The organism is Rhodovulum strictum (assembly GCF_009649175.1).
Taxonomy (GTDB): Bacteria; Pseudomonadota; Alphaproteobacteria; order Rhodobacterales; family Rhodobacteraceae; genus Rhodovulum; species Rhodovulum strictum.
On sequence record NZ_WJPO01000013.1, the window covers coordinates 50,417 to 69,451 of the forward strand.

General features: G+C 67.8%; 19 protein-coding genes and 1 tRNA gene. 8 read left to right on the plus strand and 12 right to left on the minus strand.

Features of this window, described 5'->3' with window-relative positions; translation table 11 throughout:
• The first annotated feature begins 85 nt into the window (after positions 1 to 85).
• A complete protein-coding gene (locus GH815_RS09835) occupies positions 86 to 796 on the plus strand; it encodes a Hint domain-containing protein (protein WP_170290329.1) in 711 nt (236 codons plus the stop codon).
• Here GH815_RS09835 and GH815_RS09840 read toward each other — a convergent pair.
• From GH815_RS09840 to GH815_RS09865, 6 genes are all read right to left on the minus strand, one after another.
• On the minus strand, positions 784 to 2,970 hold the full coding sequence (locus GH815_RS09840; protein WP_153748604.1) for a 3-hydroxyacyl-CoA dehydrogenase NAD-binding domain-containing protein: 2,187 nt from the start codon (positions 2,968 to 2,970) through the stop codon (positions 784 to 786). The genes GH815_RS09835 and GH815_RS09840 overlap by 13 nt on opposite strands.
• 11 nt (positions 2,971 to 2,981) lie before the next feature.
• Positions 2,982 to 4,193, minus strand: coding sequence for an acetyl-CoA C-acetyltransferase (locus tag GH815_RS09845; protein ID WP_153748605.1), 1,212 nt, complete (start codon positions 4,191 to 4,193; stop codon positions 2,982 to 2,984).
• Positions 4,194 to 4,500: 307 nt separating this feature from the next.
• Positions 4,501 to 4,713, minus strand: a complete 213-nt coding sequence (locus GH815_RS09850; RefSeq protein WP_153748606.1) for a hypothetical protein — start codon at positions 4,711 to 4,713, stop codon at positions 4,501 to 4,503.
• Positions 4,714 to 4,735: 22 nt separating this feature from the next.
• A complete protein-coding gene (locus GH815_RS09855) occupies positions 4,736 to 6,514 on the minus strand; it encodes an acyl-CoA dehydrogenase (protein ID WP_153748607.1) in 1,779 nt (592 codons plus the stop codon).
• A 55-nt stretch (positions 6,515 to 6,569) separates the two neighbouring features.
• On the minus strand, positions 6,570 to 6,965 hold the full coding sequence (locus tag GH815_RS09860) for a MerR family transcriptional regulator (protein ID WP_153748608.1): 396 nt from the start codon (positions 6,963 to 6,965) through the stop codon (positions 6,570 to 6,572).
• A 209-nt stretch (positions 6,966 to 7,174) separates the two neighbouring features.
• A tRNA-His gene (locus tag GH815_RS09865) sits at positions 7,175 to 7,251 on the minus strand.
• Between the two features lie 143 nt (positions 7,252 to 7,394).
• Between GH815_RS09865 and GH815_RS09870 the strand changes: the two genes are divergently transcribed.
• Positions 7,395 to 7,622: a DUF6324 family protein gene (locus tag GH815_RS09870; protein WP_153748609.1), complete on the plus strand. Its 228-nt coding sequence runs from the start codon at positions 7,395 to 7,397 to the stop codon at positions 7,620 to 7,622.
• Here the strand turns inward: GH815_RS09870 and GH815_RS09875 are convergent.
• The 3 genes from GH815_RS09875 to hpt form a co-directional block, all read right to left on the minus strand.
• On the minus strand, positions 7,612 to 8,070 hold the full coding sequence (locus GH815_RS09875) for an MmcB family DNA repair protein (RefSeq protein WP_153748610.1): 459 nt from the start codon (positions 8,068 to 8,070) through the stop codon (positions 7,612 to 7,614). The genes GH815_RS09870 and GH815_RS09875 overlap by 11 nt on opposite strands.
• Before the next feature lie 269 nt (positions 8,071 to 8,339).
• Positions 8,340 to 8,522: a hypothetical protein gene (locus tag GH815_RS09880; protein ID WP_153748611.1), complete on the minus strand. Its 183-nt coding sequence runs from the start codon at positions 8,520 to 8,522 to the stop codon at positions 8,340 to 8,342.
• Positions 8,519 to 9,058 carry a hypoxanthine phosphoribosyltransferase gene (hpt, locus tag GH815_RS09885; protein WP_153748612.1) on the minus strand — a complete coding sequence of 180 codons (540 nt, stop codon included), beginning with the start codon at positions 9,056 to 9,058 and terminating at the stop codon, positions 8,519 to 8,521. Before hpt ends, GH815_RS09880 begins: the two co-directional genes overlap by 4 nt.
• A gap of 69 nt (positions 9,059 to 9,127) precedes the next feature.
• Here hpt and GH815_RS09890 point away from each other — a divergent pair, with 69 nt between their 5' ends.
• Together GH815_RS09890 and GH815_RS09895 are read left to right on the plus strand one after the other, a co-directional pair.
• Entirely contained in the window at positions 9,128 to 9,586 is a 459-nt protein-coding gene (locus GH815_RS09890; RefSeq protein ID WP_153748613.1) for a type II toxin-antitoxin system RatA family toxin, read from the plus strand.
• Between the two features lie 37 nt (positions 9,587 to 9,623).
• Positions 9,624 to 10,916: an MmgE/PrpD family protein gene (locus GH815_RS09895; RefSeq protein ID WP_153748614.1), complete on the plus strand. Its 1,293-nt coding sequence runs from the start codon at positions 9,624 to 9,626 to the stop codon at positions 10,914 to 10,916.
• Here GH815_RS09895 and GH815_RS09900 read toward each other — a convergent pair.
• The 3 genes from GH815_RS09900 to GH815_RS09910 are packed head-to-tail and all read right to left on the minus strand — an operon-like array spanning position 10,913 to position 13,022.
• Positions 10,913 to 11,389: a CinA family protein gene (locus tag GH815_RS09900; RefSeq protein WP_153748615.1), complete on the minus strand. Its 477-nt coding sequence runs from the start codon at positions 11,387 to 11,389 to the stop codon at positions 10,913 to 10,915. The genes GH815_RS09895 and GH815_RS09900 overlap by 4 nt on opposite strands.
• Positions 11,386 to 11,880, minus strand: coding sequence for a phosphatidylglycerophosphatase A family protein (locus GH815_RS09905; RefSeq protein WP_343030776.1), 495 nt, complete (start codon positions 11,878 to 11,880; stop codon positions 11,386 to 11,388). The genes GH815_RS09900 and GH815_RS09905 overlap by 4 nt, the downstream gene beginning before the upstream one ends.
• The gene (locus GH815_RS09910) at positions 11,877 to 13,022 is read right to left on the minus strand and encodes a bifunctional 2-C-methyl-D-erythritol 4-phosphate cytidylyltransferase/2-C-methyl-D-erythritol 2,4-cyclodiphosphate synthase (protein WP_153748616.1); all 1,146 of its coding nucleotides are present in this window, start codon (positions 13,020 to 13,022) and stop codon (positions 11,877 to 11,879) included. The genes GH815_RS09905 and GH815_RS09910 overlap by 4 nt, the downstream gene beginning before the upstream one ends.
• Positions 13,023 to 13,216: 194 nt before the next feature.
• On the opposite strand from GH815_RS09910, the gene dusB reads away from it, so the two are divergent.
• From dusB to GH815_RS09930, 4 genes are all read left to right on the plus strand, one after another.
• Positions 13,217 to 14,197: a tRNA dihydrouridine synthase DusB gene (dusB, locus tag GH815_RS09915; RefSeq protein ID WP_407072172.1), complete on the plus strand. Its 981-nt coding sequence runs from the start codon at positions 13,217 to 13,219 to the stop codon at positions 14,195 to 14,197.
• Positions 14,194 to 15,288 (plus strand): two-component system sensor histidine kinase NtrB, encoded by a 1,095-nt coding sequence (locus GH815_RS09920; protein WP_153748618.1) that lies wholly within the window; start codon positions 14,194 to 14,196, stop codon positions 15,286 to 15,288. Before dusB ends, GH815_RS09920 begins: the two co-directional genes overlap by 4 nt.
• Positions 15,288 to 16,658 (plus strand): response regulator, encoded by a 1,371-nt coding sequence (locus tag GH815_RS09925; RefSeq protein WP_153748619.1) that lies wholly within the window; start codon positions 15,288 to 15,290, stop codon positions 16,656 to 16,658. Before GH815_RS09920 ends, GH815_RS09925 begins: the two co-directional genes overlap by 1 nt.
• 105 nt (positions 16,659 to 16,763) lie before the next feature.
• Positions 16,764 to 19,034 carry a sensor histidine kinase NtrY-like gene (locus GH815_RS09930; RefSeq protein WP_153748643.1) on the plus strand — a complete coding sequence of 757 codons (2,271 nt, stop codon included), beginning with the start codon at positions 16,764 to 16,766 and terminating at the stop codon, positions 19,032 to 19,034.
• Position 19,035: the final 1 nt, after the last annotated feature.

The following is a 19,035-nucleotide window of genomic DNA, read 5'->3' on the forward strand; positions in this document are numbered from 1 at the left end:
GCCCCGACCCGGCATGCCGACGGCAGACCACCCGATCACGGCCCCTGACAAACCAGGGCCGCACCAACATTCTGGGGAGCGGAAGATGGAATTCAGGATCGCCTTCGAAGGCTGCGAACCGGCCACGGGGTTCGAGGACGAACCACAACCTTGCGGGGGCGGGCCGGTGCGCGGGATCGCCGGGCTGGCCTCGGGCTTTGTCGCGGGGACCGAGATCGCCACCACGACCGGATGGCGGGCGGTCGAGGCGCTGGCGCCGGGCGACCGGGTGCTGACCTTCGATCATGGCTCGCAGCCGGTGCGCGCGGTCCAGCGCGGGTTCCTGTGGCGGGGCTGGACGCCCTGCCCCGCCCCGCTCTGGCCGCTTCTGGTGCCCGCGGGGGTGCTGGGCAATTCCACCCCGCTGACGCTGTTGGCGGAGCAAAGCGTTCTGGTCGAATCCGACCTTGCCGAAGACCTGTACGGCGATCCATTCGTGCTTCTGCCCGCGCGCTATCTCGAAGACGCGTTGGGCATCGAGCGCGTCGCGCCCCGGCTCGGGATGCCGGTCGAGGTGATCGTGCCCCTGTTCGACCGGCCCGAGATCGCCCTTGCGAACGGCGCCGCGCTGGTGTTCTGCCCGGCCCGGGGCGAGGGCGAAACCGTGCCGCTGAACCGACTTTGCGAATTGCAGGTCGCAGAGGATTGCAACTACCTGCGCCCCCGCGCCCCGCATGACGCGCGGCGGCTTGCCAAGGCGTTGGGCGACCAGGGTCCGGCGCCGGACCCCGGCTTTGGTCCGCGTCAGGCGGCCTGAGCCGCAGGATCGAAGCGGCCATAGAAGGTTTCATCCCGCTCGGCCATCTCGCGCAGCAATGCGGGCGGGGCAAAGCGGGGGCCGTGGCGCGCAGCCAGATCGGCGCAGATTTCGACCGCGCGGCCCGCCCCGATCATGTCCAGCCACGAGAACGGCCCGCCCGACCAGGGCGCAAAGCCCCAGCCCAGGATCGCGCCCACATCGCCCTCACGGATATCGGTCAGAATGCCCTGTTCCAGCGCGCGGACCGCTTCCAGCACCTGCGCGAACAACAACCGGTGCTGCACTTCGGACAGTTCCGGCTGTTGTGCAGCGGGCGTGTAATGGCCAAGCCCCACCCACAACCCGGTGCGCTTGCCCGCCTCGTCATAGGCATAGAAACCCGCGCCCGCCTTGCGCCCCAGCCGCCCCTGATCGGCCAGCCAGAACAGCACCGCATCCACCGCCTCATCCGGATAGGCGGCCCCCATCGCGGCCTTCGTGGCCCTTGCGATCTTGACCCCCAGCTCGATCGAGGTCTCGTCCACCAGTTGCAGCGGCCCCAGCGGCATGCCCACCAGTTTCGCCGCATTCTCGACCAGCGCGGGCGCCACGCCCTCGCCGACCATGCGGATGCCTTCGTTGATATAGGGGATGATGCAGCGATTGGCGTAGAAGAAGCGCGCGTCGTTCACCACGATGGGCGTCTTGCGGATCTGGCGCACGAAATCCAGCGCCCGGGCCACGGCGCGGTCGCCGGTCTCGCGGCCCTTGATGATCTCGACCAGCATCATCTTGTCGACGGGGCTGAAGAAATGGATGCCGATGAAATCGCCGGGCCGGTCGGCAGCGCGGGCCAGATCGCTGATCGGCAGGGTCGAGGTATTCGTCGCAATGATGCACGCCTCGCCCACCGCCGCCTGCACCCGTTTCGTTACCTCGGCCTTGATTGCGGGGTCTTCGAAGACCGCCTCGATCACCAGATCGGCACCGGAAAGGATGGAATAATCCGTCGTCGCGGTGATCCGGCCCAGAATCTCGGCCTTTTTCTCGGGGCTCGCCTTGCCCCGCGCGATGCCCTTGTCCATGTGGGCTTCGGTATAGGCCCGGCCCTTGTCTGCGGCCTCCTGCGACTGGTCGACCAGCACCACCTCGATACCCGCCTGTGCGGCCACCAGCGCGATGCCCGCCCCCATCATGCCCGCGCCGATCACGCCCAGCTTGCGCACGCTCTGGTCCGGCACGCCCGCGGGCCGCACGGCGCCCTTTTCCAGCGCCTCCTTGTTGATGAACAGCGACCGGATCATCGCGCCCGAGGACGGGTGCATCAGCACATGCGTGAACCAGCGCGCCTCGATCCGCAGCGCGGTGTCAAAGGGCACCAGCGCCCCCTCATAGACCGCCGACAAAAGCGCCTTTGCCGCCGGATAGACCCCCTTGGTCTTGCCATTGACCATCGCGCTGGCACCGACAAAGGTCATGAAGCCTGAAGGGCTGTAGGGCGCGCCGCCCGGCATCCTGTAGCCCTTTTCGTCCCAGGGCTTGACGATGGACGGACCCGACAGGACCCAGGCCCTTGCCGCCGCCACCGGATCGTCCACCACCTCGTCGATCAGCCCCGCCGATTTCGCCTTTCTCGGATCGCTCAGCTTGCCTTCCAGCAGGAAGGGCGCCGCCGCCATCGCGCCCAGCTTGCGCACCAGCCGCGTCGTGCCCCCCGCCCCGGGGAAGATGCCGACCATGATCTCGGGCAACCCGATCTTGGCCTTGGGGTTGTCGGCGGCAAAGATCCGGTGGCAGGCCAGCGGCAGTTCCAGCCCGATCCCCAGCGCCGTACCCGGCAGGGCAGCGGCAATCGGCTTGCCGCCCTTGTTCCGGTCGTCCATGCCCGCGCGCTCGATCTTGCGCAGCACGCCATGCATCGCCATCACGCCCTCGAACAGCCCCCGCGCCGGATCGTCGCCCGCCTCGTCCCGCATGCGGGCGATGACGTTCAGATCCATCCCGCCCGCGAAATCCTTCTTTCCGCTGGTGATGACCACGCCCCTGACCGCCTCATCGGCAAGCGCGGCGTCGACATGGGCATCAAGCTCCTTCAACCCCTCAAGGCTGAGGACATTCATGCTGCGCCCCGCAACATCCCAGGTGATGCTGGCCACGCCATCGGCATCCACCGCGTAATGAAACTCTGCCATCCCAGCCTCCCTCAGACCCGTTCGATGATCGTGGCGGCACCCATGCCGCTGGCCACACACAGCGTCGCCAGCCCGGTCGCCTTGTCGGTGCGCTCCAGCTCGTCCAGCAATGTCCCGAGAATGATCGCGCCCGTTGCCCCCAGCGGATGACCCATCGCGATCGCCCCGCCACAGGGATTGACCCGCGTGGGATCGACCCCGAACGCCTGGATGAAGCGCAGCACGACCGCGGCAAAGGCCTCGTTCACCTCGAACAGGTCGATATCGGAAATCTGCATCCTTGCATCGGCCAGGATCTTCTCGGTCACGGGCACTGGACCGGTCAGCATGATCGTCGGATCGGTGCCGATCTTGGCCGTTGCCAGGATTTTCGCCCTTGGTTTCAGGCCATTCGCCTGCCCGAACTCAGCGCTGCCGATCAGGATACCGGCGGCACCATCGACGATACCTGAGGAATTTCCTGCGTGGTGGATATGCTCGATCCGTTCAAGATCGGGGTATTTCATCAGCGCCACCTGATCGAAGCCCGGCATCGTTTCGCCCATCTCGCGAAAGGCAGGTTTCAGCGCGCCCAGGCTCTGCATGTCGGTCTCGGGGCGCAGATGCTCGTCGCGATCGAGGATCGTCAGGCCGTTCACATCCCGGACCGGCAGGATAGAGCGCGCGAACCGCCCCTCGGCCCAGGACTGCGCGGCGCGGCGCTGGCTTTCCACGGCCAGAGCGTCAGCCTGATCGCGGGTGAAGCCGTATCGGGTGGCGATGATATCGGCCGAAATGCCCTGCGGCACGAAATGGGCCTTTATCGCAAGGCCCGGATCGACGGCGATGGCCGCCCCGTCGCTGCCCATGGCAACGCGGCTCATCATCTCGACCCCGCCCGCGATATAGCCCGCGCCCGCACCGGCCCGCACCTGATTGGCCGCCAGGTTCACCGCCTCGAGTCCCGAGGCGCAGAAGCGGTTGATCGACAGGCCGGGTATGCGTTCGTCCAGCCGCGAGGCCAGAACCGCGCTGCGGGCAAGGCAGCCGCCCTGCTCGCCCACCTGGGTAACATTGCCCCAGATCACGTCCTCGACCGCGTGGCCGGTCAGCCCGTTGCGCTCGGCCAGCGCATCGAGCACCTGTGCCGACAGCCGCAGCGCCGTGACCTCGTGCAGGCTGCCATCCTGACGCCCCTTGCCGCGCGGGGTGCGGATCGCGTCGTAGATATAGGCATCGGTCATTTCTGTGTCCTCGCAGTCGGGAAGAAACGGTTGGCGCTGCGCCCGGCGGCAGCGTTGCAGGGGTATTTTCGCCAAGAAGAAATGCACGGCCGCGCCCCGTAACCGCGCGTTAACGTTAACGCGCCAGTCTGCGACTCGCGGTACAGGCTGGGGAGCCGATGACCGCCCAAGGAGAAGACCCTCCGCCCGGCGCCTCCACCCCGGTATCGACCGGGGGCGCCGTCCGGGCGGGGGGCCGCGCATCTGCCTTCTTCTTGGCAAAAATACCCACGACGCTGCCCTCGCCATCCTGCGCGACCTCCGGGGTTCATCGCTTGCGCTCCTCAAGCTCGGCATTGAACAGCCGCAGCCGGTGGGTCAGCACCTCGGAATCGGTCACGCTGTCGAAATGCTCGAACAGGAAGGACAGCGCCTCACCCTCGTCGAGCCCGGCCTCGCGCGCGAAACGGCGCAGTCGGCGATAGGCATCCTCGGACATGGCAACCGGAAAGCGGCGGGTCAGGCGCAGGCGTCGGGGCATGGCTGTCCTTCCTTTCGGGCGGCTAGAAGGCGTCGGGCTCCAGCGCCATCACCGTCTCGGCGCCCGAGGTGATGCGCGCCAGATGCAGCGTCGTCGCGGGCAACTGGCGAGTCATGTAGTAGCGCCCCGTTACAAGCTTGGCATTCAGGAAGGCCGGATCGCCCGTGCCCGCCGCCAGCCCCGCGCGCGCAGCGTGCGCGATCCGGGCCCACATCAGGCCAAGGCAGACATGGCCGAACAGGTGCATGAAGTCGTAGCTGCCCGCCAGCGCATTGGCCGGGCTCCTGATTCCCTGTTCGACGAAATAGAGCACCGCCGCCTGAAGATCCTTCGACGCCGCCTTGAGCGGGTCGAGGAAGCCCGCCTTGAGCTCGGCATCGCCCTCATTTTCCCTGATGAAAGCCTTCACGATCTCGAAGAAATCGCGCATCGCGCGGCCGCCCTCCTGCGGCAGCTTGCGGCCCACCAGATCCAGCGACTGGATGCCGTTGGTGCCCTCGTAGATCATCGTGATCCGCGCATCGCGCACGAATTGTTCCAGCCCCGCGGCGCGGGTGAACCCGGTGCCGCCCAGCGTCTGCTGCGCCAGAACCGTGGTCTCGAAGCCCTTGTCGGTCAGGAAGCCCTTGATGACCGGGGTCAGCAGCGAAATCAGCGCCTCGGCGCCGTCGTCATTGCAGCGGCGTGCCCGGTCGATCAGTTGCGCCCCCCAGAAGGTGAAGGCGCGCGCCCCTTCGACAAGGCTTTTCTGGTGCATCAGGTTCCGGCGCACATCGGGGTGGACCATGATCGGGTCGGCCGGTCCGTCGGGATTGGCGGGCACGCTCGGCGCGCGGCCCTGCAACCGCTCTTTCGCCCAGGCCAGCGCGTTCTGATAGGCGACGACACCCTGACCGTAGCCCTGAAGCCCGACGCCCAGGCGGGCCTCGTTCATCATGGTGAACATCGCGCGCATGCCCTTGTGTTCCTCGCCCACAAGAAATCCGGTCGCGCCCTCGTAGCTCATCACGCAGGTGGCGTTGGCATGGATGCCCATCTTGTGTTCCAGCCCGACACAGGCCAGCGCGTTGCGCGCGCCCGGCCTGCCCTCGGCATCGGGCAGGAATTTCGGCACGATGAACAGCGAGATGCCCTTGGTGCCCTCGGGCCCGCCCGGGATTTTCGCCAGCACCAGATGGATGATGTTCTCGGTCAGGTCATGTTCGCCGGCCGAGATCCAGATCTTGGTGCCGGTGATGGCGTAGCTGCCATCGGGCTGCGGTTCGGCGCGCGTCCGGATCAGGCCCAGATCCGTGCCGCAATGGGGTTCGGTCAGGTTCATCGTGCCCGACCAGATGCCCGCGATCATCCTGGGCAGATACAGCGCCTTCTGCGCGTCCGAGCCATGTTCGTGGATCGCCGACATCGCGCCATGGGTCAGGCCCCAATACATGTTCATCGCCATGTTGGCCGAGACGAACATCTCGCCCACCGCGGTATTCACCAGATAGGGCATCCCCTGGCCGCCATGGGCCGGGTCGGCATCCAGCCCGATCCAGCCGCCCGCCGCGATCTGCTCATAGGCCGCGCGAAAGCCCGAAGGCGTGCGCACCGCGCCGTTTTCCAGCGTGCAGCCCTCGGCATCGCCCGTGGCGTTCAGGGGCGCCAGCACCTCGGCCGCGATCTTGCCCGCCTCGTCCAGGATGGCGGCGGTGGTGTCGCGGTCGAGATCGGCATAGCCCGGAATGGCGGCGCTGCGGATGTCCAGAACTTCGTGCAGCAGGAACTGCATGTCGTCGATGGGCGGGGTATAGATCGGCATCTCTCTCTCCCTTGGACGCCGCCCTTCTGCGGGGCGGCCCTGTCCGATGATGCGTCTAGCTGCGAGCGGCCCTCGCGTATTCGGCCAGTTTCTCCTCGCACCAGGCAAGCTGCTGTTCGAGTTCGGCGATCGCCTCGTCCAGTTCGGCGCGCTGGCGCTGCATGTCGGCCAGCCGCTCGCGGCCGATGGCATAGGCTTCGCGATGCTGGACCTCCTGGCCCTGCTCCTCGTCGTAAAGCGCAAGAAGCTGGCGGATCTGTTCCAGGCTGAAGCCGAAGCGCTTGGCGCGCAGGATCAGGGTCAGTCGGCCACGGTCGCGGCGGGTGTAAAGCCTGCGCTGTCCCTCGCGGACGGGGTCCAGCAACTCCATGGATTCGTAGAATCGCAATGTGCGCGGCGTCACCGAAAAGGCGTCGCACATTTGCCGGATGGTCAGAAACTCGTCGGTCATGGTCCGTCTTCTGGCGGTGATTGTCCACCGGAGAAGAAAGCGCGGGCATCGGGCTGACAAGTCGAAGTTACGTTTACGTAAACGTAACGCTGCGTCACGGTTCCGAGATGACGAATGGCTCGGCATTTGCCAAACCCGCAGGCGCGCCGCGGCTTTCGCTGGACACTGGTCAGCAGTCCAGCTGACACGAAGCATGTGATCTGAAGGGTTGGTACCGCCTCCCCGGCTTGAACGGGGGACCTCTGGATCCACAATCCAGCGCTCTAACCAACTGAGCTAAGGCGGCACTGGGGCGCGATTTAACGCCCGTCGGGGCGCAATGCAAGCCCCGTTGCCGGGTCGGCGCAGCTTTTGCCTGCGCGCCGCGCCTCTTGCAAGCGTGGGGTCGACAGGCTAACGCAGGGCCCTGATCATTCCGAGGGGGCCGCCATGGGCATCGACAAGGAAAGCGAGCTCGCCGCGAATCTGCAGATCGGGCCGACGAGCCTTGGCATGGTGCGGATCTATGTCGAGGGTGAGGGAATCGACCTGCCGATGGATTTCGATCCCGACGAGGCCGAGGAGATCGCCGAGGAAATCCGCGCCGCCGCCGCAAGCGCCCGCGCCGTCGGCGACAAGGCCGCGAAACCGGGCAAGAAGGACCGCCCTAAGGGCTGAGCCCCGGATCGCGCAGCGCCTGCAACCGCAGCGCCGCGTGGCGGGCGAATTTCTGCGTCACCGCCTTGCGCCGTGCGCCCGCCAGCCGCGCCTCGGGGCCTTCGCGCAGGATCTCTGCGCCATAGGCATCGGCCAGGATCAGCCCGCTCCCGGGCGGCAGCAGATCGACCGGGAAAGCTTCGTCCACCGCCCAGAAGAAGCGGTCGCACCAGTCGAGATAGCCCTGCCATTTGCGATCCGCGGCAAAATCGGCCCGGCACGACTTGCACTCGACGATCCAGACCTCGCCCTTCGGCCCCAGCGCCATCACATCGACCCGCAGCCCGCCCGTAGGCACCAGTTCCTCGACGCAGGCAAAGCCCAGATCGCGCAGATGCCGACAGACCCCGCGGGCGATAAGCTGGCCGGGGGCAAGGGGCGCGGGCGCGATGATGGTGGCGGCGGACATCGGCGCATGATGAACAATGCGTGAACATTTGGCAAGCCTTGCAGCCGCCCCCGCCCTGCCCTATCTGTGGGATCAGGCGGGTTCTGCCCTTCCCGTGCTGGGGTCAAATTCCGGTGGCCTTAAGCAAATCCGAGGGAGCCGGCTCTGATCGGGTTCTGGCCCGTTTACCTGGTGCCCACCTGTATGAACAGGTCCTCGGGAATGAGTTGCCTCTACGGTCGTGGTGGTCCCGCCCCTCACCACCCTGAAAGCCGATAAGCCGCCCCCGCTCAGGGGGTGAACCTGCCGCGCGCCCCGGAATTGACCGTCAGCGCGTCGGGCCAGCCGAGCAGCCATTCGACCAGCACCAGCAGCAGGCACAGCGCGACAACGCCCAGAACCAGCCGCACGCGGGCCGGGCTGGGCGGGTTCTGGGCCCAGCGTTTCGCACGCAGAAGCCACAGCAGGCTCATTCCTCGAAACGGACCGCGCCGATATAGGGCAGGTTGCGGTTGCGCTGGGCAAAGTCGATGCCATAGCCCACCACGAACCGATCGGGGATCTCGAAGCCCACCCAGCTTGCCCGCACCTCGACCTCGCGCCGCGACGGCTTGTCGAGCAGCGCACAGGATTCCAGCCGTCGCGGTTTCTTGGCCGCCAGAAGGTGCAGCACATGCGCAAGCGTGTGCCCGGTATCGACGATATCCTCGACCACCAGCACGTCGCGCCCCTCGATCTTGCCGCGCAGATCCTTGAGGATGCGCACCTCGCGCGAACTTTCCATGCCGCTGCCATAGGATGAGGTCTCGATGAAATCGACCTCGACCGGCAGGCGCAGCTCGCGCACCAGATCGGCGATGAATACGAACGAGCCGCGCAACAGACCCACCACCACCAGCTTGTCGGTATCGGCAAAATGGCGCGTGATCTCGGCCGCCAGAGCCTCGACCCGGGCCGCGATGGTCTTGGCCGACAGCATCTCGTCTATGACATAGGGTCGCTCGCCCATGCCTTCCCCCTTGATTTCGGCCGCTCACTAGCAGAAACGACTGCCCACTGTCAGCAGACAAACGGGATCATGCCCAGACATTCCGAAAACCGCGAGATGCCCTATTCGGCCCGGCAGATGTACGATCTGGTGGCCGATGTCGCCGCCTATCCGGAATTCCTGCCCTGGACGGCCGCCGCGCGCATCCGCAAGCGCACCGATTTCGGCGATCACGAGCTGATGGAGGCGGATCTGGTGATCTCGTTCAAGGTGTTCCGCGAACGCTTCGGCAGCCGGGTGACGCTGTGGCCCAGCCTGCACCGGATCGACACCGAATATCTGGACGGGCCGTTCAAGTACCTGAAATCCTACTGGCATTTCGAGGATATCGCCGAAAGCCGCTGCAAGGTCGAATTCTTCGTGGATTTCGAGTTCAAGAACCGCGTGTTGCAGGGCGTGATCGGCGCGGTGTTCAACGAGGCGATGCTGCGCATCGTGCGCGCCTTCGAGGCGCGGGCCGAAGACCTGTACGGCAAGCCCGCCGCCTGAGCCTTGCCGCCCGGGCAGGCGCCACAAGGGGGAAGCGATGGGGATCTCCGAAACTCTGGCCGAGTTCGCCGCCCGTACCGTGCCCGGCGAGGGTGCGCGGGCGATGATGCGGCTTTCTGTCATGGACTGGGCCGCCTGCGCGCTTGCGGGTGCCGGGGAACCCGTGGCGCGGATCGTCCGCGCCATGGTGCTGGAGGAGGCGGGCGCGCCGCAGGCGGGGCTCGTGGGGCATGGCGCGCGTGTGCCCGCACGCGCGGCGGCACTGGCCAATGGCGCGGCCTCGCACGCGCTGGATTATGACGACACCCATTTCGCCCATATCGGCCACCCTTCGGTCGCCGTGCTGCCCGCAGCCCTTGCACTCGCACAAAAGACGGGCGCGGGCGGGACGGCGTTTCTGGATGCCGCGCTGGTCGGGGCCGAGGCATCCATCCGCGTCGGCCTCTGGCTGGGGCGGGGCCATTACCAGCAGGGCTTTCACCAGACCGGCACGGCGGGCGCCTTTGGTGCGGCGCTGGCGGGCGCGCGGCTGCTGGGCGCGGACGGGGTGCAGGCGCTGGGCATCGTATCGACCCGCGCTTCGGGGCTGAAATCGCAGTTCGGGACCATGGGCAAGCCCTTCAATGCCGGGATCGCCGCCGCGAACGGGGTCGAGGCCGCGCTGCTGGCGGCATCCGGCTTCGGTTCGACCGCGCAGGGGCTTGAGGGCGCGCAGGGCTTTGGCGATACGCATGCGGGCGCGGCGGATGCGACCGCGCTGGACGGGCTGGGCCAGCACTGGCTGTTCGAAACCGTCAGCCACAAGTTCCACGCCTGTTGCCACGGCACGCATGCGATGATCGAGGCATTGCGCAACCTGATGCCGCTGGACCCGGACGCGGTGCGGCAGGTGCGGGTTGCGACCCATCCGCGCTGGCTGCGGGTCTGCGACCAGCCTGCACCGGCGACGGGGCTTGCGGCGAAGTTCAGCTATCGGCTGATCGCGGCGATGGTGCTGGCCGGGCGGGACACCGCGGCACTGGCCAGTTTCAGCGATGCCGCCTGCGCCGATCCGCTGCTGGTCGGCCTGCGCGACCGGGTGACGGTCGAGGCCGACGAACGCCTGCCCGAAACCGCCGCCCGCGTCAGCGTCGAGACGGCAGACGGCCCAGGCGAGGCCGCGCATGATCTGGACGCGCCGATGCCACCGGACCAGCGCGCAGCCAGGCTGCGGGCCAAGGTGGCAAGCCTTGTGGGAGAGGAAACGGCCGCACGGCTCGCGGCGATCTGCATGGCACCCGACGGCCCCGACCCCGCGGCGCTGGGGGCGCTGTTGTCGGGGGGACGCTAGCCGTTCAGCGCGCCGATCAGCAGGTCGAGCGCGTGATCGCGGCTGGCGGCGCGCACCCGGTCACGGCCCAGCGCGCCGAACTCCACGGTTTCGGTGACGACACCCGCGCCTTTCCGCGCCAGCGCGAAGCAGACCCGCCCCTCGGGCTTGTGCTCGGACCCGCCGGGCCCGGCGATGCCGGTGATCGCGACCGCCAGATCGGCCTCGGACCGGGCCAGCGCCCCCTCGGCCATCTCGGCCGCGACGGGCTCGGACACCGCGCCATGGGCGTCCAGCGTCTCGGCCCGCACACCCAAAAGCGTCTGTTTCGCGGCGTTGGAATAGGTCACGAACCCCCTGTCGAACATCTTCGACGAGCCGGGAATATCGGTGATCGCGGCCGAAACCATGCCGCCGGTGCAGCTTTCGGCACTGGCCACCAGCACCCCCCGCGCACGGGCCAGAGCCACCAGGGTTTCGGCACGGCTGGTCATGCCAGGAGGATATGCCAGACGGCCGCCAGCGCAAGCACCAGCGCCCCCGCAGCGATGCCCGCCAGCACGTCGTCCAGCATCACGCCCAGCGCCGTCTTCTGCCGGTCGGCCCAGCCGATCGGCCCCGGTTTCCAGATGTCGAACAGCCGGAAGCCGAGGAAGGCCACGATCCAGCCGGGATAGAGCGCCAGGATGTCGGCCCCCGACGCCCGCGCGCCGAAGGACAGCGGCAACAGCGCGATCCACATCCCCGCCACCTCGTCGATGACATATTCCGACCGGTCGGGATCGGCCGCCCCGCGCGAGGCGGCGCCAACCGCCCACCAGCCCAGCACGCAGACCAGAACCGTCGCCGCCACCGCCAGCCACGGCCCGCCCAGCACATGCAGCGCCCAGAAGATCGGCAGCGCGGCCAGCGACCCCCAGGTGCCCGAGGCCGGGCGCAGAAAGCCCACGCCGAACCAGGTCGCGACAAAGCGCGCCGGGCTCACGGGCGCACCAGCGTCACCGTGGCCAGCGCCGCGATGCCCTCTTCCCGGCCGGTGAATCCCAGTTGCTCGGACGTGGTGGCCTTGACGCTGATCCGGTCCAGCTCGATCCCCATCAGCCGCGCCATCTCGGCCCGCATCGCACCGGCGACGGGGCCGATCTTGGGCCGCTCGCAGATCAGCGTCAGGTCCGCATGCGCGATCCGGTAGCCGCGTTCGGCCACCCGGCCCACCGCATGTTTCAGGAAGATGTCCGAGGCCGCCCCCTTCCATTGCGGATCCGAGGGCGGGAAATGCTGGCCGATATCGCCATCCGCCAGCGCGCCATAGATCGCGTCGGTAACGGCGTGCATGCCCACATCGGCATCCGAATGGCCCTTGAGCGCCTTGTCATGCGGCACCTTGATGCCGCACAGGATCACGCCATCGCCGTCGCAGAATGCGTGAACGTCAAAGCCGTTGCCGGTGCGAATGTCCATGTCCCTCTCCCGCAAGACCCGCTCGGCGCGGGCGAAATCCTGTGCATGGGTGATCTTCAGATTGTCCTCGTCGCCCTCGACGATCGCTACGTCAAGCCCCGCGGCCAGCGCCACCTCGACATCGTCGGCCGCCCCGCCCGGATGCGCCGCATGGGCCGCGCGGATCGCCTCGATCCGGAAACCCTGGGGGGTCTGGGCACGGAACAGCCCGTCGCGCGGATGCGGCGCAAGCACGCGCCCCGCCGCGCCGCGCCAGAGCGCATCGGTCACGGCCAGCGCGGGCGCCGCCCCCGGATGGCTGTCGAGCGCGTCGATCACCCGGTCGATCAGCGCGGCCGAGACCAACGGCCGGGCGCCGTCATGGATCAGAACGCGCGTGGTGCCCTGCGGCACGGCCATCAACCCCGCCGCGACCGAGGCATCGCGCGTCGCGCCCCCGGGCACCGTGGTTACCGCCAGATCGAGCCCGTCCATCGCTTCGGCGAAAAGATCGGCATCGTCGGGATGCAGCACCACCACCAGCCCCGCCACACGGGGATGGGCGGCAAAGGCCGCTACCGTGCGGCCCAGCACCGCACGACCGCCAAGCGGCTGATATTGCTTGGGTCGGTCGCCACCAACCCTTGTCCCGCGCCCTGCGGCCACGATGATCGCCGTGACTGTCATGCCCTGCCCCCGAACCGGTCGGCGCCTCTTTAGGCGGGGTCGGGCTGCGGGGCAATGGGGCAAAAGGACGGGGCTGCGCGATTAAATTTTATGCATTTGCTGTTTCGGGCTTCGTCGGCCTATCCCCCAGATTGTAATTCCCGAAAGGTCGGGCTACATCCGGTCTCAACCGCACAAGGATTAATCACTTGTCTATTCAGGTGGCAGACATTTCGCTCGATCCGGCTGTCCTGCTGGCCCCGATGGCCGGCATCACCGATCTTCCGTTCCGTCGGCTCGTCGCCTCGTTCGGGGCGGGGCTGGTGGTTTCGGAAATGGTGGCAAGCCAGGACATGGTCCAGGCCCGCCCCGGCACACGCGAGCGCGCGGCGCTGGGATTGGGCGAACAGGCCAGCGCAGTGCAGATCGTCGGTCGCGAACCCGGCTGGATGGCCAGCGCCGCCCGCATCCTCGAGGATCAGGGCGCGCGGATCATCGACATCAACATGGGCTGCCCCGCCCGCAAGGTGACGGGGGGCTTTTCGGGCTCGGCACTGATGCGCGACCCCGACCGCGCGCTGCGGCTGATCGAGGCGGTGGTGGGCGCGGTCAAGGTGCCGGTAACGCTGAAGACGCGGCTGGGCTGGGACAGCGACCTGCTGAATGCCCCCGATCTTGCGCGCCGGGCCGAGGCGGCGGGGGTGCGGATGATCACCATTCACGGCCGCACCCGCTGCCAGTTCTATTCCGGCCGGGCCGACTGGGCCGCGATCCGCGCGGTGAAACAGGCCGTGTCGGTGCCGGTGGTGGCCAATGGCGATATCGTCGATGCCGCCACGGCGCGCGCCGCGCTGGAGGCCTCGGGGGCGGACGGGGTGATGGTGGGGCGCGGCGCGCAGGGCCGACCCTGGGTGCTGGCGCGGATCGCCGCGGCGCTGGCCGGACGGCCCGCCCCCGCCGCGCCCAAAGGTGGAGCCTTTGCCGACATGGTGGCGGACCATTACGAGGCGTCGCTGTCCTTTTACGGCCGCACGCTGGGGGCGCGGGTGATCCGCAAGCATCTGGGCTGGTACATGGACGAGGCGGACACGCCCCCTGCCCTGCGCCAGGCGGTGCTGACCGAACGCGATCCCGGCCGGGTGCTGGCCCTTCTGCCCGATGCGATGGCGGGAAGCAGTGAAAGGGTCGCGGCATGACGCTGGACAAGGACGCGATCTGGACCGCGCTGCCGATCCCCGCCTTCCTGCTGGATGCCGGGGACCGGATCGCCGCGATCAACCCGGCGGCAGAGATCTTCACCAACGCCACGATCAGGGCGCTGCGCGATGCCCCCGTCTTCGACCGGCTGGCGGTGGATGCCCCGCTTGACGACGCCTTTGCCCGGGTGCGGGCGAACCGGGCGCCGCTGTTCATCAACGATGTCGACGTGACCACAGGCACCCGCCCGCCGGTCGAGTGCAACCTTCAGATAGCACCAATGAATGACGGGCAGGATCATCTGTTGCTGCTGGTCAGCCCGCGCGAGATCGCCGGGCGATTGGGCCGGGCGCATTCGGTCAAGACGGCGGCGAAATCGGCGATCGGCATGGCCGAGATGCTGGCCCACGAGATCAAGAACCCGCTGGCGGGCATTACCGGGGCGGCGCAACTGTTGTCGATGAACCTGCGCAATGGCGATCTGGAACTGACCGACCTGATCGTGGCCGAAAGCCGCCGGATCGTGAAGCTGCTGGACCAGGTCGAACAGTTCGGCAATCTCAGCCCGCCCAATTGCAAGGCGGTGAACCTGCACGACATCCTTGACCGGGCGCGCAAGTCGGCGCTGGTCGGCTATGCCGCGCATATGCGGATCGAGGAGGAGTACGACCCCTCGCTGCCGCCGACATGGGCCGATGCAGACCAGTTGATGCAGGTCTTCTCGAACCTGATCCGCAACGCCGCCCAGGCCGCCGCGCCCGAGGGTGGAACGATCCGGCTGCGCAGCTTCTACGACCTGTCGCTGCGGATGCGCCATCCCGATGGCTCGGGCGTGCCGGTGCCGTTGCAGGTTGAAATCGTGGATGACGGCCCCGGCCTGCCGCCCGAGATTGCCGGCGAGGTCTTCGAGCCCTTCGTCTCGGGACGCGAGAACGGCACCGGGCTGGGGCTCGCGCTGGTCTCGAAGATCGTCAACGACCATGGCGGCTGGATCGCGGTCGACTCGGTGCCCGGACGCACCGTCTTCCGCGTCTCGCTGCCTGTCGCCCCCAAACCCCAAGGGCCCAACCCGCAAGAGGATGACATCTGATGGACGGCACCGTTCTTGTCGCCGATGACGACCGCACGATCCGCACCGTGCTGACCCAGGCGCTGACGCGGGCGGGCTGCAAGGTGCATGCAACCTCGTCGCTGACCACGCTGATGCGCTGGGTATCCGAGGGCAAGGGCGATCTGGTGATCTCGGACGTCATCATGCCCGACGGCAACGGGCTGGAGATGCTGCCCAAGATCGGGCAGGAGCGTCCGGGCCTGCCGGTGATCGTGATCTCGGCGCAGAACACCATCATGACGGCGATCCAGGCCGCCGAGGCCGAAGCCTATGACTACCTGCCCAAGCCCTTTGACCTGCCCGACCTGATGAAGCGCGCGGCCCGCGCGCTGGAAACCAAGCGCCGCGTGCGCAGCCGCCCCGAAAGCGTCGAGCCGCCACGCGACGAGGATGACCTGCCGCTGGTCGGCCGCACGCCGCAGATGCAGGCGCTGTACCGGCTGGTGGCGCGGGTGATGAATGCCGATCTGCCGGTGCTGATCACCGGCGAGTCGGGCACCGGCAAATCGCTGATCGCCCGCGCGATCCATGACTTTTCCGACCGCCGCTCGCTGCCCTTCGTGATCGCCACCGCGGGCGACATGGAAGGCGTCGATGGCCCCTCGGCGCTGGTTGCGCGCGCCCGCGGCGGGTCGATCCTGTTCGACGAGGTGGCGGATCTGACCGAAGACGCGCAGGCGCGCATCGTGCGCATGCTGGACGCCTTTGGCGACACCGCGCCCCGCGTGATGGCCACCAGCCAGACCGACCTGATGGGCCGGATGGAGGCGGGCCAGTTCCGCCAGGATCTGTTCTATCGCCTCGGCGGGGTCTCGCTTGCGGTGCCCAGCCTGCGCGAGCGGGTGGACGACATCCCGCTGCTGGCCGAACATTTCCTGGCCCGGGCCGAACGCGACGGCGCGGCGCGGCGCACGATTGCCGCCGATGCGATGGACCTGATCCGCGCCTATAGCTGGCCGGGCAATGTGCGCCAGCTGGAACACACCATCCGCCGCCTTGTCGTGACCAGCCCCGAAGAGGTCATCACCCGCGCCGAGGTCGAGGCGGTGCTGGGCAACCAGCCCGAGATCGAGCCGCTGGTGGGCGGTGGCGAGGGCGAAAAGCTGTCCGCCTCGGTCGCGCGGCACCTGCGGCGCTATTTCGACCTGCATGGCGGTGTGCTGCCGCCGCCGGGGCTGTACACCCGGATCCTGCGTGAGGTCGAGATGCCGCTGATCGAAATCGCGCTGGACGCGACCGGCGGCAATCAGGCCAAATGTGCCGATCTGCTGGGCATCAACCGCAATACCTTGAGAAAGAAGATCACCGATCTCGATATCCGCGTGACACGCCGCCGCAAGTTGATGTAATTTCGCAACAGCGCGTTGCATCGAATCCGCAGCGCGCATCGGGAGCGAGGCCGCACCCGGCGGCACAAGGACACGAGGCGAGCAGTGGCAAGCGCCACGGGCCGAATGGCCCTCGAACGGCTCTTTCAGAGGCGGTCGTCGCGGCGGGTGCAGAACGTCGCGACGCTGGGCCTTGTCGTGCTGGGGCCGGTGCTGGCGATCGGCACCTTCCTGCTGCTCGGTCCGCTCGACCAGGGCACCACCTCGCACGGGCTGCGCGCGATCCTGCTGGCCGATCTGGTCTATTCGCTGGTCGTGGCCACGCTGGTCGTGCGCCAGATCGCCCGGATGGTCGCCGCACGGCGCAGCCATTCGGCGGGTTCGCGGCTGCACCTGCGCCTGACCGGCGTCTTTGCCGCGGTGGCGCTGGTGCCTGCGGTTCTGGTCGCGGTCTTTGCCGGTCTGACCATCAATATCGGGCTCGAAGGCTGGTTCTCCGATCGGGTGCGCAACGTGGTCGGTGCCTCGCTCTCGGCGGCCGAAGCCTATGAAGACGAACACCGCCGCGACCTTGCCGCCGATGCGGTGACGCTGGCGGGCTATCTGAACGTCGCGCGGCAGGCGACATTCCTGCTGTCCGATGGCGATCTGCGGCAATTGCTGACCCAGGCGCAGGCGCGCGTCCAGCGCGGGCTGAAGGAAGCCTATATCATCGACGGCATGGGCGAGATCCGGGCGCGCGGCGAGCGGTCCTATCTGTTCGACTACGAACAGCCCACGCCCGCCCAGATCGCTCGCGCCGCGGCAGGCGAGACGGTCATCATCGAGGATTGGGACAATAACGAGTTCCGCGCGCTTCTGGCGCTGAGCGCCTATGTCGACCGCTTTCTCTACATCTCGCGCACGGTCGATGGCGACATTCTCAGCCTGCTCGACGACACCCAGCAGTCGATCCGGCTCTACCAGCAACTGGAAAACGAACGCGGCCGGGTGCTGTTCGAGTTCGGGCTGCTCTATCTGGGCTTTGCGATGATCCTGATCCTGGCCGCGGTCTGGCTGGGGCTTTGGTTCGCCGAGCGGCTGTCGCGCCCGGTTGGGCGGCTGGCGGGGGCAGCGCAACAGGTGGGCGCGGGCGATCTGGACGTGCGCGTGCGCGAGGAAGCGGGCGATGACGAGATCGCGATGCTGGGGCGGATGTTCAACCAGATGACCCGGCAGCTCAAGCTGCAACGCGACGCGCTGCTGGAAAACAACCGCCAGACCGAAATGCGGCGGCGGCTGTTCGATTCGGTGCTGTCCTCGGTCACGGCGGGTGTGATGGGGCTGGATGCCGAGGGGCGGGTGGAGTTCATGAACCGCTCGGCGCTGACCTTGTTGCAACTGGACGAGACGCGCGACAACGGTCACGAACTGCGCGTCGCCGTGCCCGAATTCGCCGCACTGTTCGACCGGCTGCGGGCCGAGCGGCGCAGCGCCGCGCAAGAGGAAATCCGGCTGATCCGCAGCGGCAAGATGGAGAATTTGCTGGTGCGGATGGCGACCCGGCAGGGCACCGACGGGCGGCGCGAGGGTTATGTGGTGGCGTTCGACGACGTGACCGACCTGGTGACCGCCCAGCGCATGGCCGCCTGGGGCGATGTCGCCCGCCGCATCGCGCATGAGATCAAGAACCCGCTGACCCCGATCCAGTTGTCGGCCGAGCGCATCAAGCGCAAGTTCCGTCCGCTGGTGGGCGATCAGGCCGACACGCTGGACCAGTATACGGACGTGATCGTGCGCCAGACCGGCGATCTGCGCCGGATCGTGGACGAGTTCTCGAAATTCGCTCGAATGCCCGAGCCCGAGCGCAAGCCCGTCGATCTGGCCGCACTGGTGCGCGATGCGCTGGTCCTTCAGGAAAGCGGCCAGCCCGGTGTGCGGTTTGTGGCCGATCTGCCCCAGGGCGCGATGCCCGCCGAACTGGACGCCACGATGATCAGCCAGGCGCTGACCAACCTTCTGAAGAATGCGGGCGAGGCCATCGAGACCCGGATCGCGAAGACCGGCGTGCCCGATGGCTTCGTGCCCGAGATCCGGCTGCGTCTTGTCCGCGACGAGGGCAGCGGGCGGATCGAGATCGCCGATAACGGCATCGGCCTGCCCGAGGACCGCGCTAGGCTGTTCGAGCCCTATGTCACCACGCGCGACAGCGGCACCGGTCTGGGCCTGCCCATTGTCAAGAAGATCGTCGAGGAACATGGCGGCACGCTGGAACTGGTCGATGCCGAGCCCTTCGCGCCCGGCGCGCATCGCGGCGCGATGGCCGTGATCCGCCTGCCGGTGGCCGAAACCGACAGGGCGGCCGAGCCGGCCGAGCCCTTCTTCACCACAACAAAGACAGCGGTATCCGGGGAGTAGG

Coding starts and splice junctions, on each gene's coding strand:
- GH815_RS09845 (WP_153748605.1), bottom strand. CDS start 4,193: ATGACCGATGCCTATATCTACGACGCGATCCGCACCCCGCGCGGCAAG.
- GH815_RS09875 (WP_153748610.1), bottom strand. CDS start 8,070: ATGTCCGCCGCCACCATCATCGCGCCCGCGCCCCTTGCCCCCGGCCAG.
- hpt (WP_153748612.1), bottom strand. CDS start 9,058: ATGGGCGAGCGACCCTATGTCATAGACGAGATGCTGTCGGCCAAGACC.
- GH815_RS09840 (WP_153748604.1), bottom strand. CDS start 2,970: ATGGCAGAGTTTCATTACGCGGTGGATGCCGATGGCGTGGCCAGCATC.
- GH815_RS09835 (WP_170290329.1), top strand. CDS start 86: ATGGAATTCAGGATCGCCTTCGAAGGCTGCGAACCGGCCACGGGGTTC.
- GH815_RS09925 (WP_153748619.1), top strand. CDS start 15,288: ATGGACGGCACCGTTCTTGTCGCCGATGACGACCGCACGATCCGCACC.
- GH815_RS09880 (WP_153748611.1), bottom strand. CDS start 8,522: ATGAGCCTGCTGTGGCTTCTGCGTGCGAAACGCTGGGCCCAGAACCCG.
- GH815_RS09850 (WP_153748606.1), bottom strand. CDS start 4,713: ATGCCCCGACGCCTGCGCCTGACCCGCCGCTTTCCGGTTGCCATGTCC.
- GH815_RS09900 (WP_153748615.1), bottom strand. CDS start 11,389: ATGACCAGCCGTGCCGAAACCCTGGTGGCTCTGGCCCGTGCGCGGGGG.
- GH815_RS09910 (WP_153748616.1), bottom strand. CDS start 13,022: ATGACAGTCACGGCGATCATCGTGGCCGCAGGGCGCGGGACAAGGGTT.
- GH815_RS09890 (WP_153748613.1), top strand. CDS start 9,128: ATGCCCAGACATTCCGAAAACCGCGAGATGCCCTATTCGGCCCGGCAG.
- GH815_RS09920 (WP_153748618.1), top strand. CDS start 14,194: ATGACGCTGGACAAGGACGCGATCTGGACCGCGCTGCCGATCCCCGCC.
- GH815_RS09860 (WP_153748608.1), bottom strand. CDS start 6,965: ATGACCGACGAGTTTCTGACCATCCGGCAAATGTGCGACGCCTTTTCG.
- GH815_RS09855 (WP_153748607.1), bottom strand. CDS start 6,514: ATGCCGATCTATACCCCGCCCATCGACGACATGCAGTTCCTGCTGCAC.
- GH815_RS09930 (WP_153748643.1), top strand. CDS start 16,764: ATGGCCCTCGAACGGCTCTTTCAGAGGCGGTCGTCGCGGCGGGTGCAG.
- GH815_RS09870 (WP_153748609.1), top strand. CDS start 7,395: ATGGGCATCGACAAGGAAAGCGAGCTCGCCGCGAATCTGCAGATCGGG.
- GH815_RS09895 (WP_153748614.1), top strand. CDS start 9,624: ATGGGGATCTCCGAAACTCTGGCCGAGTTCGCCGCCCGTACCGTGCCC.